Here is a 16,643-nt window from a genome sequence, read left to right as displayed (position 1 = left end):
ATGGTGCCGCCGCTGATGACCGTGGTGTGGAACTCGTCGTCGGCGGACGCGGCGCTGACGCTGCGGATCTCGCCGGTGCCCAGCACGGGGGCGAGATCGCCGAACTTGGTCCAGGTGCCGTTCTTCCCGAGGCGGGCGACGTGCTTGATGCCGCCGCCGGGTTCGGTCAGGACGGCCTGGATGTCGTTGCCGGTGCCGGCGAAGGCCATGCCGCTGACCTCGGCGGGGGCTCCGGCGAGCTTGGTGATGTCGCCCCACTTGCCCCAGGTGCCGTTGGCGTTGCGGACGGTGTGCAGGGCCTGCCCGCCGTCCACGACCAGGCCGACGTGGGTGGTGTCGCCGACGTGGGTCGTGGTGATCTCGGTGGGCTTGCCGGGCATCGTGCCGACGGCGGAGGTGACGTCACCCCACCTGCTCCACTTGCCGGCCGAGTCCCTGGCAGCGTGGTAAACACGCCCGTCGGTGACGGCGACGAGGGCGAGGCCCCTGCCGGTGGAGGTGGCGGAAATCTTCCGGATACCGGCGAGGGAACCGAGCTCGCTGGTCAGCGGCTTGAACTTGACCCAGGTACCGCTGGGATTGCGGGTCGCCTGGTAGACGATGCCGTCGCCGCCGAGGGCGAGGACGTGGTTGGTGCCGGAGATGGCGGCGTCGGCGGCGAGCTGGATGTCGCCGATGGTCCCGGCGGCCTTCTGGACGTCACCGAAGACCGACCAGTCCCAGTTGCTGTCGCGGGCCGCGTGGTACAGGTTCTTGTCCGCAGTGGTGACCATCTGCACCCGCCACGGCGTCAGCGTCGAGGCCGTCGACTGCTTGATCCACGCGGCCAGGTCGTCGACCCGGGTCGCGGCGGCGCCGGTGCGGGTCTCGGTGTCGGGGGTGCCGAGACAGCCGCCCTGCCACGAGGCCGTCACCACACCCGCGAGCTCGAACAGACCGTTGCGCTCCCGTACGACGGGGGCACCGGTGTCACCCTTGCAGAGCGGGCTGCCGTCGATGGCGAGGCCGGTGGGAGTGACCGCGCCGGCGGTGAACGAACCCGTGTGCAGCTCGTTCGGCACCCAGGTGTCCTTGGTCCGCCCGTACCCGGCACCCGTGAATGCCTCACCCTCCACAGGCGCTGCCCCGGCAGCACGCAGGGGGTGGATCCCTCGCACCGGTGTGTCGAGTTTGGCGAGGACGAGGTCACGGTCGGCCCGCGGAATGAGCTCGACGACGCTGCGGACCTGGCCGCCGCCGGCATCGAGTCTGGTACGGCCGATCGTCGCGGTGGTTTTCCACTTCGGCGCACCGGCAGCGACTGTGAAGCCGGCCGACGGGTCCGGCGCGAAGCAACTGGCTGCGGTGAGCAGCCACTGGGCGTTGATGAGGGTGGCGGTGCACGACCGGTGTGTGTCGCCGATGGCGAGCTTCGTGGTGAAGCCGTATGAGGCAGCTGCGGCGGGCCCATCGAGGGCTTGAGCCGGACCTGCGGCGAGGGCCGGCAGCGAGATTGTCGCCGCCAACGTACAGGCAAGGAATGTGTGGGTACGAGAGATCTTCATCGGAATGGCTCCTGAGAGGAACAGGTCAGGATGGAATGGACTGCGCACCTGTCCAGGCCCGGCGCGTGATCACGAGACGGGTACCTGCCGAAACAGACGCTTGAGTCTGTGCCTGTCACGACGGTGAGGGGGATGTGACATGGGGCTTGTTCAGGGTTAGCGACTTGGCCGAGGCTGTCAGCCAGTCACGCGGAGTTCGACCAGTACAGAGCGCTTGCCGCCGCCGGGGATGCTGCTTTCCCCAATCTGGGTGATGTCGCTCTTAGGAGCATCCACGACGGTCGTCTCACCTTCCGCCGTGAGCTTGGCGCGCACGGAGTGATCCTCCGTCCAAATTGCGTAAGCGTCTGGGATTTCCAGCTCCAGATAGCCTGAATTACTTGTGGCGACAAAGCAGAAGCCGTTCCTGTCCACACGGGACTCGATCCAGATGTCGGTCCCTTCCATGCATCCTGAGTAGCCATCACGTCCGTCCCCTGCCTTCAGGGTGATGTGACCGTCTCCTCGCTTAAGTGTGATCCTTCGCTCTTGAAGAATCTCCTTTGCGTTGGGGTACTCGAATGACTCGATTGCGAGCGACATCTCATCGTTATCCCGCGGTGCGGGGGTAGCTGGTCCCTCGGCGTGTGCAGGCGGCATGAGTAGAACTCCGCCTACTAGAAGGCTAGATACGACGGAGGTGACGGTTAGGGTCTTCCGGTCAGGCAGTGCCACAGCGTTCCTTTGGGTTGGGTGAGTGTCTCCGGCTGGGGAGATCCATGGGGCAAAGCTAAGTTAAAGTACCAGCAAAGATCAGCCTGAGAGCATGACGCCTAGTCATGACGGGCTTAGATGTGCCCTGCTCGCTTTGCGAAAGGGCCAAGGTCCCACCTAAGACGGGACTTAAGTCCCGAGTTCAGTGGGCATTTCGCGCCTTCAGCGAACTTCCCTGGAATCCATCAACTCCCAATGAGAGACTGACTTGACGCTGACTAGAAGTTTTTTTCGCGACGCCGCGAGAACCGCTGCCGGAAAGGTGACAAGCGGACGCCGTCAACGACCACGCCGATACCGCGTGATGGCGGCGGCATTGCCATCTGCTCTCCTGCTGGGACTGCTCGGGGCCCCGGTAGCAAGAGCCGGTGACACTGGCTCGGATGGCCCGCCACCGCTCTCGGACCGCGGTCTGGTGGTACAGATCTGGACGCGTGGCGGGCCTGGTGTGAAGGCCGCTGCAGAGGCCGCCCTCACTGGCTCAGACGAGGACGTAAAGAACTTCCTCACCATCGAGAAGGACCTGGCCGAGCACCACGACACACGTATCGAGGCGCTGAGAGTCTTCAGCATCGGCGGCAGCGGTGTCCGGGCCGCCGCGAAGAAGGCACTGGCTACAGGTGACGCCCAAGCGGTCCGCAGCTTCCTGCTGACTGGATGGCAGGAACCTCTGGAGCAGGACCAGAGAGTTCAAGTTCACCAGGTCATGAGCACAGCCGGCAACGGCGTGAAGGACGCGGGCAAAGCCGCATTGGAGGCGGGACCGGAAGCGGTCCAGAAGTTCCTCGACGAAGTCCAGTACGAAGCGCAGGAAACGGACGACCGTGTCCAGGTCCTGCAGATCATGAGTCTGGGCGGTCCAGCGGTTAAACAGGCGGGCAAGCTCGCGCTCAAGGGCACACCGCACGACGTCCGGGAGTTCTTGGAAACCGGCCAGTTCGTGGCTCGAAACCGAGACCAGGAACGGGCGACCGTTGCTCAGCTCGCCGAACAGGCGATCCAGGCCAGCAACCAGACCAAGGCGGCAACAGAGGCGGCTAAGGACGCATCGGACCGCGCGGTCGCCGCATCACAGCAGGCAATGCTGGCGGCGCAGATCGCAGCGAAGGAGACCGAGGCGGCCCGCGACGACTCCGTGCGCGCTGCAAATGCTGCAGGCCGTGCCGCTGATGCGGCAAAGGGTGCAGCGCAGGCAGCCCGTCAGGCGATCAGCTCGGCGAATGCTGCCAATAGCGCTGCCAGGGTCGCAGCCAACGTCGCAGCCCAGGCCGCGACCGCCGCCGCATCTGCGGCCGACGCTGCCTCCCGCGCCCGCTCCGTCGCAGCTGAGGTGGCCACGGACGCCGGTAAGACCGCAGAGGCCAAAAAGCTGGCCGCCGAGGCCCGCGCAGCGGCCGAGGACGCAGACAAGGCAGCCGAGGCCGCCGGATTCGCGGGCGAAGCGTCAAAGGCTGCGTCAATTGCCGCTGATTCAGCAAAAAGCGCTGCTGGCAATGCGAACGCGGCAGCCGATGCCGCCGAGCAGGCGAATGACTTCGCAGATGAGGCTGGAGCCCTTTCCAGTGAAGCGCGCAACGCTGCCCAGGCCGCACGCCGCCACGCGAAGGAAGCCGACCGGGCGGCCAACACGGCCTCAGCTCTGGCCAGGAAGTCCGCGGCCGCCGCGTTTGAAGCCAGAGATGCGGCCAGGTCTGCTGCAAGCCATGCCCGAAAGGCAGCCGACGCAGCCGACGACGCAGCCGAGCACGCCGGTGAATCCGCCAACGCAGCGGCCGAATCGGAGAAGCAGGCTGCCGAGGCCAGAACGGCTGCCGCGGCAGCGGCCAAGGCAGTCGAGACAGCGAAGAGTGTGCGTCTCCTGGCCCGTGAAACGGAGAAGGAAGACCTGGCCGGTCGCACCGCAGCCGCGATAGCACGAGCGACCGACCTCAAAGAGGCCGACGACCGGTTCACCGTCAGCCTCGGGCACCTCGTAAAAGACAACCAGGATCTCGACCAGGAAGCGGACGACCTGGCCAAACAGGTCACCCAGCCAGGACAAGACACTGCGGTGTTCGTTCCCCGAGGCCGCAGCCTGGCGATGAAGGTACTGAAGAGCACCATCCGCGGCGCCTCCGCCAAAGAAGAGGCTGAGCGTGCCCTCGGCGGTGACGACTCAGACGTCGTCGACTACCTCAAAAGCGGCTGGAACAGGGCAGCTCTTCAGGACACCCGGACCCGGGTCGAGGGCCTTGCGGACCACAGCTCAATAGAAGCCATCCGCGTTGCTGCTGACGCAGCGCTGAAAGGCACCGATGAGGAACTTGCCGAGTTCTATAACACGGGACAGCATCATGCTGCCGCAGCCGAGTACCGCGTGCAGGTCCATCAGGTCGCCAGCACCTCAAGCCATGGAGTGAAGGAAGCGGCACACGCCGCCCTTAAGAGCAACGACCCCAAGGACCTCGCGTCGTTCCTCTATTCCGGCCAGTACCTCAAGCGCTACACCGACGAGCGTGTCACCGCCCACCAGCTGCTCGGCACCGGTGGTGCTGAGGTCGAGTCAGCAGCCCGGATTGCCTTGGCCGGCACACCGGACATGCTTCACAATTTCATCCAGGCCGGCCAGCACATGTCCGTCCGCAAGGACCAACTCGCCGATACCCACACGGCCCAGATCGAGCGGCTGCTTCAGGAAGCCTCGCAGACCGCGGCACTTGCCCAGAAATACGCTTGGGAGGCCACCCGAGCGGCAGCGATCGCAGGTCAGGCATCCGCTGCGGCAGAACAGGCCAAGCAACAGGCAGCCAACTCAGCTCAACAAGCCGACGGATACGCCAAGAACGCTGCTCAGTCGGCAAAGGCGGCGGAAGCCTCTGCTGCGCAGGCGGCGAAGTCGGCAACCACCGCCCGCGAAGCGGCCAAGGCAGCTAACCGTGACGCGGACGCAGCGGAAGCATCGGCGGCCAGCGCAGAGTTCTCCGCCAATTGGGCCCGCCAATCGGCTCGTGAAGCCAACGAAGCTGCTGATGAAGCTCGCCGCGATGCTCACGCCGCGGGACAGGACGCGAAGGAAGCCGAAGCCGAGGCGTCCAAAGCCTGGATCGAAACAAAGGAAAAATATCGGGCCGAGGAAGCTGCGGCAAAGAAGAAGGCTGAAGAGGAATTCAAAAATCAGCAGGAAAAGAATAAGACGGGACGCGGATGCGCCTCTGTGATTGGGGTTCCTGGAGCACTGGGGTCATGCCTTCTCAGTGAAGACGGCGCCTACCTGGACCGAGAAGTCACTCAAAATGCCAGTGGAATTGTAGTTGACTTCGCCTTCTCCATTACCGAGCTGGAGGAGTGCGCCGAGAACCCGACCACCTTCTCCTGCGGAGCGTTTGCCGCAACGTTCACCCCTGTAGGACGGATAAAGAAGCTAGAGAAACTTGGGGACAAGGTTAATGACCTGGCTCAAGGGTCGAAGGTGCTCCGGCCCGTCGTCAAATGGGCAAGGGACGACTGGGATGGAATCGCGCATGTTAATAGCAGGCATCGAGTTGGCGGCGAGGGACAGATGAAGGATCCGAGGGCTGGAGTTTTTGAAGGGAAGTTTGTCAAGGGAGACGAAAGGCTTAAGGCTGCCATCCAGAAGACCGTAGACAAAGGGAGGGCTTCCAAGAATACTAAGGATGAGAACGGAAATGAAAGGGACGGGACCGTGTATGAATTGGAATTCCATAAGAAGGTGGGGCGAACGGGAGAGGATAAATTCGGGAACCGGCGTGACGCTACGGCTATCCTCGTGGTTCTATTTCCAGACGGGACTCTGCGTACCGCTCACCCGATCTAGGGGGTGATCGGTGTGGCGCGCCCCAGGCCCCAGCTTGCGGGCGCGCCACTGCTGTACTCTTGCCGTGACGAACATGAATAATAGAGATTGATTTCTGACGCGACAGCAGGGCGAAGGATATCCGAAATATGTCGCGACGAACCTGAAGATGAATTGCGACAGGGGTCGATCTCCTGTTGTCGGCGGTCATCCGGTGCGGAGACTTTAACTGCGTAGTCTTCTTGATGTAGGTAGTGTTGATTTTATTGGGTTGATTCCGGTGCTCCTGGAAGATCTCATGCATTTCCTGGACTTTTCGCTGTGCGATATTTGAGGTTGCGACAGGTCGATGGTACCTTCTACTGAAAGCTCTGGAGTATGTGACCCGCATGTAAGTTTTGAGATAGATTAATGGATTCTGTGGGGAATGTTATGAAGGGGAATATTTGCTAGTCGACTGGCTGTTTTCCGGCTCAGGTGTGTTGTAACGGCCGGGCGGTATCTGGGGTTTGCGACCCGTCGGGAATTCTGTGATCTAGTGGAAGTTGGAGAGATATGATCTTTTTTAATGGGACCGGATGGGTGGCCCTGTTCGCTGGCACGGAGGACGAGATCGCCAGTCAGCGAGACGTGGAAGGCTGGGATCTGGTTAGTCGTGTGGCGCTAGTTGTAGACGTCGAGCAAGGTCGAATGAGGCCAGTCACCGATTACGGCGATTTTTCTCGACTGGAGCGGGCTCATAAGATCGTAAGCGTGATTCCTAGCCGCGGTCACAAGGCTTACTGGCGGGATTTCCAGAGCGGGAATCCGCTCACCGAGGAAATCATGGGATGGATTGTCACGGAGCAGGGAGACGTTTTCCCTTTTAGTGCAGACGGGGCGACGGCTGAGGGTGCTGATGAAATCCTTCCGCCGGTAGTTTAGTTGGCATCCCGTTGAGGCACCCTGCTGGACTGCGCAGGCCAGCAGGGTGAACGGGGGACGTTTAAGAAGCCATCTCATTTGGCGAGTTTGCGGTAGCAGATGAGGGTGCAGGCGATGCTGGTGAAGGCGAGGAAGTGGTCGGCTTTGCGTTCGTAGCGTCGGTGGAGTCGTCGGCAGCCGGCGAGCCAGGCCATGGTGCGTTCGATGGTCCACCGGTGTCTTCCGAGCCGCTGCGAGGACTCGATGCCTTTGCGGGCGATGCGGTGGCGGATGCCTCGGCTGGAGAGTCATTGCCGCAGGTGGCGGTAGTCGTAGCCCTTGTCCGCGTGGAGCTTGCCGGGCTTGCCTCTGCGGCGGCCGCGGCGTGATCGGATCGGGGGTATGCCCTTCACCAGCGGGATCAGGGCCTGGCTGTCGTGGAGGTTCGCCGCCGGGATTCCGACGGAGATGGGCAGACCGGTCCGCTCGGTGATCAGGTGGATCTTCGACCCGTACTTGCCCCGGTCGACAGGATTCGGACCCGTCAGGTCCCCCTTTTCATCGCCCGCATGTTCGCTGAGTCGATTGCGCAGCGCGACCAGTCCAGCTCGCGCCGGGAGCCGAGCTCGTCCAGGACCAGGCGGTGCAGCTTGGCCCACACGCGGGCCTTCGACCACTCGGAGAACCGGCGGTGGGCCGTGGCCCCGGACGGTCCGAACGACGCGGCGGGCAGCTGCTGCCACGTGCACCCGGAGGTCGCCACGAACACGATCGCCGCCAGCACCTCCCGGTCGCCGTGTCGACGCCGGCCACCACTCTGAGAGCGTGTTTGAGATCTGCCGTGTCCCACCGCTGGAGTGGTCGTTGAGTCTGATGTGAGTGGTGGGGGTGGGTTTCCGTCGGACCTGACGGACGAGCAGTGGGCGTTGGTAGAGTCGTTGCTGCCGCCAGCGCGGGTGGGCCCAAAGGGTGGTCGGCGGGAGAAGCATCCGCGGCGGCGGATCGTGGACGCGATCTTCTACGTGGTGCGGACCGGCTGCGCCTGGCGGCAACTGCCGAAGGACTTCCCGCCCTGGCCGACGGTGTACTGGTACTTCACGTGGTGGCACGGCGACGGCAGCGTCGAGCGTATCCACGACGCCCTGCGCGGCAGGGTCCGTGAAGCCGACGGCCGTGACGCGGAGCCCAGTGCCGGGCTGATCGACTCGCAGTCCGTCCGCACCGCCGACACCGTTCCTGCCGCGACCAGGGGCTTTGACGCGGGCAAGAAGGTCAAGGGCCGCAAACGGTTCATCGTCACCGACACTCTCGGCCTGCTTCTGGCCGTCCCCGTCGTTGCGGCGAGCATCCAGGACCGCGACGGCGCGAAGCGGCCCTTGCTGTGGACCAGGCTCGACCACCCCGGCGTCAAGAAGGTCTGGGCCGACCAGGGCTTCGCCGGCCGCTTGGTCGAGTGGGCCTCCAGATCCTCGGCCGCGACCTGGAGATCGTCCGCAAGGACCCTGGCCAGCGCGGCTTCCAGGTCCAGCCCAAGCGGTGGGCGGTAGAGCGCACCTTCTCGTGGCTCACTGCGCACCGACGCCTCGCGCGGGACCACGAGACCAGCCCGGCCCACTCCGAGACCATGATCCGCTGGGTCATGATCGGCGTCATGATCCGCCGGCTCACCCGGGGCCGTGCTGCGACGCGCCCCGGCCCACGACCGCTCGTGCGTCACTCCTCGTAGACAGGCTGTCTGCCCTTCGCCTGCAGCAGTACTGTCGGTGAGCTACAGAGCCAAGAACCCCTCGACATCGCGTTCCAGGTTCGGCGGCACGTCGGCCAACTCCGAGACGATCAGGCGGAGCTCCCGGCCGAGTCCCGGCAGCTCTTTCCAGACGGCTGGACTTCTGGCGAGCACGGCGGCCAGCAGATCGCCCTCGTACATGTCGCCTTCCGCCAGCGGGTCGGCCCGGAGGACCTCCACCGCCAGCGGCAGGAGATAGGCAAGACCGATGTCTTGCTTGATCAGCAGCCGCAGGTCCTCGACCGTCAGGTCGCTGATCGGTTTGCGTCGAAGCTCGCGTGCGGTCGCCATCAAGCGCGTTTCGCCGCCCGACGGGGCTGGCCAGCAGTCGCGTTCAAGCTCCTCAAGGGAGCGGTCACGGTTCACGAGTCGAGTCACCGACCGATCGTCCCATGGCAGATCTCAAACGCGGTCTGAGGCCGTGAAGGGGCCGCCGGCACCACCCGCTGGAACAACTCCCACAGCTCATCCGGCACCAGCCGCTCAACGATCCCCGCCACAGCCCACAGCCTACCGAGCCAATTGAGATGGCGTCTTAGGCTCGGTGCAGTTCCCCGCCGTTCTGGGTTTCGAGGTGTGGCGGTTCGAGCGGGCTCTGGCCCTCCCCGATCCACTGGGCCACAACGCCGCTGGACGACGTCCTGGCGGTGGTCGGCGCGCACGTACGCGAGGAGCACGTGGAGTCCGGCATCGAAGAGTGCTACCCCAAGCTCTACTACGGCTTCGTCAGCGGCCTCACCGAGGAGCCCCGGACCCGTGTCAACGCGGAGCGCGCCGACACCCCATACGGCACCACCGGCGCGGTGTGCCCGCCCGACTGCGAGTGCGGGCAGTAACCCGACGGCCCCGCGGCCCGTACGCTCCCCTCTGTGACCCCACCCTCGCACGCCCGCCGCGCCCTCGGTACGGGCCCCGCCGTCCAGCCGATCCGCGCGCGGGAGGCCGACCTGCTCCACGGCCTGCCGCACATCGACATGCCGGACCCGGCCGACCTGCGCGCCCGGGGAGTACTCGGTCCGCCGCCGGCCTCGGTGCCACGCGGTCGTCGTGCGCTCGGCACCGGCGGCGACGCCGCCCGCACCGAGCCCCGCAGGGCGGCTGACTGACTGGGCGGTGCGGGTGCGGGGTGCCCGTTACGTGCACCGGGCCGCCCTCCACCAGTACCGCCCCCGTCCTGTAAGACGGCGCGTCTCGTTGTCCCTTGCCAGAATCCAGACGCTACGGGCAACCCCGGCCGGGCCACCCCCGGTGCCCGGGAGGTGGTCACCCGGACCGCGCTGCGGCGACTGATGCCCCTGGGATACATACGGCGTTCCCTCAGCGGCCATTCATGATCCTTAAGCTCACGCCTCGTGAAGAACGTGATGAAGACGATCGTGTTGCTCGCCTTGATAATGAGCTACTTCCCGCTGACCCCGACGGCGTTCGCGGCGGCCAAGTCGCCCGCGCAGGTAGCCGAGGACTGCGCCGACCCGAGGCCCAAGCAGGCCGGGGACCTCATCTACTGGGACCCCGAGTGCTACCTCACCTTCAAAAGCAGCAAGCAAGTATGGGGCGAGGCCACCATGCCCGACAAGCTCGGCAGTGGGAAGAGCCCCATCGCCTACGGCTGCACCAGTAGCGGCAGCGTGAGCGTCGCCGGGACCAAGAGCTCCTCCACCAGCTTCTCCTTCGGCCTCGACATCGGCGGGAAGAAGAAGTTCGGTGACTGGGAGGCATCCGTCGGGCCCAAGCTCGGTTGGAGCTGGACCTGGAGCACCAGCGACACCCACACGCACACCGCCACGGTCCCGCTGGGCAGCGTCGGCTGGATCGAGGTCAAGGAGCCGCTGATCGAGGCGGTCGTCGACATCGATGCCCGCTACGACGGCAACAGGAACGAGCTCGTCAAGAACGCGGTCGTCCGGGTGCCGGACACCAGCCGGTCGTTCGCCTGGTTGTATCAGAGCCGCAAGATGACCGACACGGAGCTGAGGGAGATCTGCGGGCAGGACCCGCCGACCACCAAGACCTACGACATGTGGTCGGCCGGCGGCAAGGGTCCCTACAAGAACCTGCTGAGCGGCAAGTGCCTGGCCATCGGCCCCACCGTCCCCAACGGCGGGCTCGTGGTGCAGCGTACCTGCGACGGCGGGGCCGCGCAGAAATGGAACGCCGTCAAGGCGAGCAACGGCTATTACACCATCCGCAACAACAACGGCTACTGCCTCACGGTCCCCTACAACAACGGCACCCCGCCCGGCCAGAACACCCAGCTCCTGTGGTGGGGCTGCGAGACCCGCTGGGACTCGGGCAACCAGCTCTGGTCGGTCAACCCGACCAAGATCAGCGGTACCTACACGTTCGCCAACCAGTGGACGGGGCTCTGTCTCGCGCCGCACTCCAGCGAGATGAACAAGAACGGCGGCCGGGTGACCATCCGCAAGTGCGTGTAGCGGGATCGGTTGACCCCTCCTATGGAGTCCTCTGCGGAGCGGAGAAGACTCCGTAGGAGGGGCCCTATGGGCTCTTCTGCAGGCGGGCAGCGGCGATGCTGGTGTGGCCGTTCTGGCGGAAGATGCCGATGGCGAGGTTGCGCAGGCCGGCCATGGTGCGGGGGCAGGTGGCCGGTGCGGACTTTGGAGTCGTCCTCACCACCGGCCGCCGGGTTGCTGCGACGCTCCGCGCCGGCGACGTCGTCCTCCCCGGCGACGGCGGCGCCCGCGCTGTCGCGCGGACCTCGACGGCGACCGCCCCGATAGGGGGCCTGACCGTGGTGGTCCAACCGGTCCCGGTGTCGAAGGTCAGGTGGTCGTATCAGGAGAGGGCTTCTGGCCGGCCTTGTCGACGACGGCGCGTTCGGTCACGGCGGTGCTGACGAGGATGCGTCCGGCCTTGCCACTGGCGCTGTCGTCGTTGATGAGGACGGTCCGCTCGCCGAGGTAGGTGAGCTTGTCCTTGTCGAAGATCCATTCGGTGCGCTGGTTGCCGTGGTCCTGGCTGACGGCCACGCCGTGCCGGCCGGACGCGTCCACGGCGTCGTCCACGACCTTCACCCCGGGAATCTTGGCCGCGGCCTTGTAGAGTGCCGCCCCGATCTGCGGGGGCATCAGGGACTCGCGCAGCGCGTCGCCGATCGTCTGGAACGCCTCCTGGTCGGGGTTGAGATTTTTGTCCACGCCGGTGTTCTGGGCGTAGACGGCTGTCAGCAGGGCGTCGGGGTCGGTGGGCAGGGAGGCCAGGTACGTGTAGGTGGGCAGCTGGAGGGAGGGATTGGTGTTCTTGCCGAGGCTGACGCCTCCCTCACCGGGCCGGATGCCCGGTTCGAGGGGCCCGGTGAGGAGACCGTCGCGGCTGCCGTTGACGGAGAACCATGCCTGGCGGGGGTGGGTGGTCCCGGTGCCGTCGTCGTTGTACTGGGCCTTGGCGCCGTCGCCGTCGGCGCCGATCTTCTTGCTCGCGCCGTAGACCTGGCTGGCGATGTAGATGTACTGGTCGTCACGGACCTGCGGGGCAGAGGTGCTGGCGGCGACGGCGGCGATGCGGGTCAGCAGCTGGACGGCCTGGGGTGACGCGCCGCCGGGCCCGCGCTCGCTGACCGAGCCGCCCGGAGCACTGCCCGCCTGAGGGACCGTGGTCGGGGCATGGGAACCGACGGCGGCCACCGCGATGACCGCAGCCACCGCCCCCGCGGCCAGCGACGCCCCGAGGACCAGCCGGCGCCGAGGACGGCCGGGGGCGGCCGCGTCGACCAAGCGCCGGCGCAGTCCGCCTGGCTGGTGGGAGGTGTGGGTGGTGTCCTGGTCGATCTGTCGCATGAGGAGTTCCTTGTGGTGGAGGTGGCGGCCCGGCGGCAGGTCCCGTTCGGCCGGGGCCGGCAGCAGCCGGGCCGTCTCCTCGCGCTCGGCCTGTGCGGGCCGGTACGGGGTGGCGTTCATCGGGTTCCCTCCTGGACGGACAGGACCGCGAACGCGGCCTCGCTCTCTACCTCTCCGCGCCCCGGGCGCGGTTCCCGCTCTTCTTCGGCCAGTTGCCGCTCGGTCAGGTCCCGCAGCCTGACCCGCGCGCGCGACAGGCGTGAGCGCACAGTGCCCACCGGTACCCCCAGCGCGTCAGCGGCCTGCTGGTAGTCCAACCCCGACCACACGCACAGCGTCAGCACCTCCCTCTCCTGACGGCGCAGGCCCCGCACCGCCCGGTGAACCGCGTCCAGGCGACGGGCGTCGTCGATCCGCCCGGCCGACTCGTCCGCGAAGTCCGCCACCGGCTCCGGGGCGGGCACCCGGGCCAGGAAGGCGAAACGCCGACGGACACCGCGTCTGGCGTTGTGCGCCTTGTTCGTCGCGATCCCCAGCAGCCACGGCCGCAGCGATCCCCCCTCCTCTCCGACCTTCTCCCTCGTCCGCCAGGCGTCCAGGAACGTCGCCGACATCACGTCCTCGGCCACCGACCAGTCGCCGGTCAGCCGGAAGGCATGGTTGTACACCGCCTTCGCATACTGCTCATAGAGTTCGCCGAACGCCTCGCGATCGCCCGCGCGTATCCGCTCCCGCATCCCATCTCCTCACTCACGCCCGCACCGGGCCGTCTCACCTTCTCTCTCCGCACACACAGAAGGGTTCCCAGAACGGCACCAAGAAGAATTCCGGGCGTGAGCGTGCCATGTGAACCCGACCCTTTCGAACTCCTGACCACCGAGCCCACGATGCGGACCGAGATCCTCATCGCCCACGCCCGGGTCTCCACCGGCGGACAGAAGCTCGACCGCCGGATCGACGCCCTCGCCGCCACCGGTTGCCGGCGCATTCTCGCCGACAAGAAGTCCGGCAAGGACGACCTGCGCCCCGCGCTCAAGGCATGCCACGTCTTCCACAGCGCGGTGACACCCTGGTGGCGCCCGCAGCCGACCGCCACGGCACCCCGCTGGCCGTCACGCTCACCGGCGGCAACCGGCATGACGTCACCCGGCTCATACCGCTCTGGGACGCGGTCTCAACACGAAGACATCGAGGCCGAGGACATCGTGGTGACTCTGGCTCTGGGCGGCGCGCTGGTGACCTGCACCGTGGCCTCCACCGGCACCTGGGAACGTCTGCACCTGCGCCGGCTCGGCGATTACGACGACACCCTGCGCCGGGTCGTGCGCCACGCGGTAGGGCACCTGGACGGGGCCGCCGAGAAACGCCGGCGGCCCTGCGAGACCGACCAGCGTTTCCTCCACCTGCGGGATGTGACCTACCGCTCCGGCCGCACCACCCACACCCTGCCGACCTGGCGCGGCCCGATCTCCGTGATCAGCGGCTGGACCCTCGGCGAACCCGACAAGGACTGATCCGCCCGGCGTGACATGCGTCGTGCCCTCGCGGATTCGCCACTCGCCAGGATGCGGCCCCGGCGTCATGGGCGAACCCCGGTATCCCGAAGCCGGTGGAGCGGCAGGACACCGCGATGCGCGAGTTCGGCCGTCGCGCGTTCCCTGAGCCAGAGGCTGTCGCGGACGGTGCGCCGGCCCTGATCGATCAGGCCCGCGCCGATGGTGGGGCCGGGGAGGGCTGGGTGGCTGGGTCCGTTCGTCGTCCGTGGGGGTGAATCCGGTCCGGGCCCGTACCGCCGCCGGATACGGGAGCCGTACGGTGGGCGGCCGGGGGCCGGGCGGCCCAAGGGAGCCGTGGAGGGCAGTGTGGTGGACGAGGTGACACCGGAGCGGTGGACGACGACCGTACTGGGCCAGGACGTTGAGCTGCCGTCCACGATCACGGACGTCCGCGGCGCCCTCGCCGAGGACCAGCGGGCCGCGTTCGACACCGAGATCACCTCCACCCCGGGCCCCGACCTCCCGCTCCGCCTGGCGATGTGGGCTCTGCGTACTGTCCCGGGCGCCGTCGAGGAGATGGACGACCAGGTCGAACGGCTCCGCGCCGGCGACTACTCCGGCGTCACCGTCCTCGACGACGACGGGCAGGCTGGCTGATGGGCTACCGGATCGCCTACGCCGCGCAGGCCGACGCCGCCCGCCGGCGGCTGCCCGCGCAGCGCCGCGGCGTCCTGGACAAGGCGATGAAGTCCACGATCGGCGCCAACCCCTACGGGCACGGGTCGGTCGAGGCCAAGCCCGGCGAACGGGACTACCGCGAGGTGACCCTCACCGGGGCGGACGCGATCGTCGTCTACTACGTCAGCACCCCCGACGTCCTCACCGTCACCGCGGTCAAGCTCATCACCGTCTAGCGCGGCTCCCACCCGGTTGGGCATCCGAGTACCGGAGGCCGGCGCGCATGCGGGTTTCGGGGCCGTTGTTGACCGGGCCTGAAGAGACCGTCGATGCCTGCCCGTACCACCGTCACCTGCACCTGCACCTGGTACGAGGCTACCGCGCTAGGTTCTGTCGTCAGTTGCCGCCCGTGACAACGAACGCGAGCGGCCTGCCCCGGCCATCGCAGGCCAGGTGGATCTTGCTGGTCAGACCGCCTCTGGACCGGCCGAGGGCCGGGTCGCGGAGCCCCTTTTTCGGGCCCCGGCCGCATGCTGGTGGGCGCGGACGACGGTCGAGTCGACCGACACCAGCCAGTCGATGTCGCCTGCCGCGTCTGCTTTCGCCTGGGCGACCCGCAGCATCCGGTCGAACGTGCCGTCCGCCGTCCACCTGTGAAAACGCGTGTGCAGCGTGGCCCAGGGCCCGTAGCGCTCGGGCACGTCCCGCCAGGCCGTCCCGGTCCGGAACTTCCACACGATCCCGTTCAGCACCCGGCGATCGTCCAGCCGCTTCCGCCCCCGCAACGACTCGGGCAGCAACGGCCGGACGAACCGCCACTCGGCATCAGACAGTTCATGACGACGTATCACGCCACCATGATCCACCAATGGTGATCATTTGAAGACACCGCCTAGGGCTGGCCGGGGCTACCGCACCAGCTCGGCGGGCAGGGACGCCGGTCGCGGCGGCGGGTCAGCCCGCCGCCTGTCGCGCGCGTGCGGGTCTCGGGTGTGTCTGGTTTGTCGGTTTCGGTGAAAGTGGTCTGTGTGGGGGTGTGGGTGGGGTAGAACTGCTGGTCAGCGAGTCTGTTCCCCGCGCCCGCGGGGATGGCCCCCTGCAGGTCAGAGGGAAACGCCCAGGTCACCACTGCTCCCCGGGCCTGCGGGGATGGTCCCCCGTCCGGCGCTGCGACGGTGTTGTCGGTTCTGATGGGTGCTGTATTCGGTTTCCGTATCTGCCCTGAATTCGGATTCTGCATAGGTGTTTTGCTGGTTGGTCAGTTCCGGTTTTTCCGGGGTCTTTTGCGGGTTGTGTATGCGGGTTTGTGGGCTCTTTCCGTCGTCTCGTCAGGTCCCTTTTCACCCATGCGTTTTGGGCATTTCCGTATACGGTCTGAGGTGTTCGGGTGCGGCCAACCCCCCACCCCCTTGCTGCGCTTTTTTCAAGATTGGCATAGACCACCTGTCATCTGGGTACGCTCCTCATGATGTACGGAGGGTGGTGTCCTCTTCTGGGCGTAGGGGCTGGACGTGTCCGGGGTTCGGGTGCATACTGTGATCAGGTTCAGGGCTTGATGGGGAGCCGCCGGCCCCGCAGGGGCCAGAGGCGCCTCACCACCAGGACCACGGCCACAACCCCGCCGCAGGGTGTCTGACCAGACAAAATGCACGCCGAAGGCGGGCATGACCCACCGCCCGGCCCCACCCCACGGGCCGCGCCCCCGGTCGGCCGCCCCGCCCCGCAGTCACCGAAGGTGACTGCCCTCCCGGGCTCACTCCGCCTGGCGCCGCGCAGCGGCGCAGCCCTCTTGGAGTGACCCGCGCCGAACAGCTGCGGCCAGAGCCCGGCGAGGGCGGCCGGGTCGGGCTCCGGGATCCACGCGATCTGCCGCCCGGCCTGCGCCCGGCCGAG

13 protein-coding genes and 4 pseudogenes are annotated in these 16,643 nt (G+C 66.7%); 9 read left to right on the top strand and 8 right to left on the bottom strand.

Translation table 11 applies throughout. The features are described from left to right. Positions 1–1,505 (bottom strand): S1 family peptidase (locus AB0C99_RS38300; RefSeq protein ID WP_362484926.1); only part of this gene is annotated, 1,505 nt, incomplete at its 3' end. Between the two features lie 216 nt (positions 1,506–1,721). Further along, the gene (locus AB0C99_RS38295) at positions 1,722–2,126 is read right to left on the bottom strand and encodes a hypothetical protein (protein ID WP_362484924.1); all 405 of its coding nucleotides are present in this window, start codon (positions 2,124–2,126) and stop codon (positions 1,722–1,724) included. Between the two features lie 586 nt (positions 2,127–2,712). On the opposite strand from AB0C99_RS38295, the gene AB0C99_RS38290 reads away from it, so the two are divergent. Both AB0C99_RS38290 and AB0C99_RS38285 read left to right on the top strand, forming a co-directional pair. After that, positions 2,713–6,111, top strand: a complete 3,399-nt coding sequence (locus AB0C99_RS38290) for an ALF repeat-containing protein (protein ID WP_362484922.1) — start codon at positions 2,713–2,715, stop codon at positions 6,109–6,111. Positions 6,112–6,672: 561 nt separating this feature from the next. After that, positions 6,673–7,014, top strand: coding sequence for a hypothetical protein (locus tag AB0C99_RS38285; protein WP_362484920.1), 342 nt, complete (start codon positions 6,673–6,675; stop codon positions 7,012–7,014). A 74-nt stretch (positions 7,015–7,088) separates the two neighbouring features. Here AB0C99_RS38285 and AB0C99_RS38280 read toward each other — a convergent pair. After that, positions 7,089–7,819 (bottom strand): annotated as a pseudogene (locus tag AB0C99_RS38280) (IS5 family transposase); the annotation flags it as partial. 10 nt (positions 7,820–7,829) lie between these two features. Between AB0C99_RS38280 and AB0C99_RS38275 the strand changes: the two are divergent. Next, a pseudogene (locus tag AB0C99_RS38275) lies at positions 7,830–8,719 on the top strand (IS5 family transposase). A 42-nt stretch (positions 8,720–8,761) separates the two neighbouring features. Here AB0C99_RS38275 and AB0C99_RS38270 read toward each other — a convergent pair. Further along, complete coding sequence (locus AB0C99_RS38270; RefSeq protein WP_362484918.1) at positions 8,762–9,157, bottom strand: contact-dependent growth inhibition system immunity protein; 396 nt, start codon at positions 9,155–9,157, stop codon at positions 8,762–8,764. Between the two features lie 269 nt (positions 9,158–9,426). Here AB0C99_RS38270 and AB0C99_RS38265 point away from each other — a divergent pair, with 269 nt between their 5' ends. From AB0C99_RS38265 to AB0C99_RS38255, 3 genes are all read left to right on the top strand, one after another. Beyond that, positions 9,427–9,615, top strand: a complete 189-nt coding sequence (locus tag AB0C99_RS38265; protein ID WP_362484917.1) for a hypothetical protein — start codon at positions 9,427–9,429, stop codon at positions 9,613–9,615. Between the two features lie 33 nt (positions 9,616–9,648). Continuing rightward, entirely contained in the window at positions 9,649–9,885 is a 237-nt protein-coding gene (locus AB0C99_RS38260) for a hypothetical protein (protein ID WP_362484915.1), read from the top strand. 246 nt (positions 9,886–10,131) lie between these two features. Beyond that, entirely contained in the window at positions 10,132–11,214 is a 1,083-nt protein-coding gene (locus AB0C99_RS38255; protein ID WP_362484913.1) for an RICIN domain-containing protein, read from the top strand. 64 nt (positions 11,215–11,278) lie between these two features. Here AB0C99_RS38255 and AB0C99_RS38250 read toward each other — a convergent pair whose 3' ends face one another. The 3 genes from AB0C99_RS38250 to AB0C99_RS38240 form a co-directional block, all read right to left on the bottom strand. Continuing rightward, positions 11,279–11,413 (bottom strand): hypothetical protein, encoded by a 135-nt coding sequence (locus AB0C99_RS38250; protein ID WP_362484912.1) that lies wholly within the window; start codon positions 11,411–11,413, stop codon positions 11,279–11,281. Between the two features lie 149 nt (positions 11,414–11,562). Next, positions 11,563–12,696, bottom strand: a complete 1,134-nt coding sequence (locus tag AB0C99_RS38245; protein WP_362484911.1) for a CU044_5270 family protein — start codon at positions 12,694–12,696, stop codon at positions 11,563–11,565. Continuing rightward, positions 12,693–13,313 carry an RNA polymerase sigma factor gene (locus AB0C99_RS38240; RefSeq protein WP_362484909.1) on the bottom strand — a complete coding sequence of 207 codons (621 nt, stop codon included), beginning with the start codon at positions 13,311–13,313 and terminating at the stop codon, positions 12,693–12,695. The genes AB0C99_RS38245 and AB0C99_RS38240 overlap by 4 nt, the downstream gene beginning before the upstream one ends. A gap of 150 nt (positions 13,314–13,463) precedes the next feature. Here AB0C99_RS38240 and AB0C99_RS38235 point away from each other — a divergent pair. The 3 genes and pseudogenes from AB0C99_RS38235 to AB0C99_RS38225 all read left to right on the top strand — a co-directional run. Further along, positions 13,464–13,750, top strand: a pseudogene (locus AB0C99_RS38235) (recombinase family protein); the annotation flags it as partial. Between the two features lie 676 nt (positions 13,751–14,426). Next, entirely contained in the window at positions 14,427–14,729 is a 303-nt protein-coding gene (locus AB0C99_RS38230) for a hypothetical protein (RefSeq protein ID WP_362484907.1), read from the top strand. Beyond that, on the top strand, positions 14,729–14,986 hold the full coding sequence (locus tag AB0C99_RS38225) for a hypothetical protein (protein WP_362484906.1): 258 nt from the start codon (positions 14,729–14,731) through the stop codon (positions 14,984–14,986). Before AB0C99_RS38230 ends, AB0C99_RS38225 begins: the two co-directional genes overlap by 1 nt. A gap of 150 nt (positions 14,987–15,136) precedes the next feature. Here AB0C99_RS38225 and AB0C99_RS38220 read toward each other — a convergent pair. Then, a pseudogene (locus AB0C99_RS38220) lies at positions 15,137–15,601 on the bottom strand (IS5 family transposase); the annotation flags it as partial. Between the last annotated feature and the right edge of the window lie 1,042 nt (positions 15,602–16,643).

It is taken from the genome of Streptomyces sp. NPDC048659 (assembly GCF_040650575.1).
GTDB lineage: Bacteria > Actinomycetota > Actinomycetes > Streptomycetales > Streptomycetaceae > Streptomyces.
The sequence above is the reverse complement of the archived record's forward strand: the minus strand, read 5'-3'. Positions and strand labels throughout refer to the sequence as shown.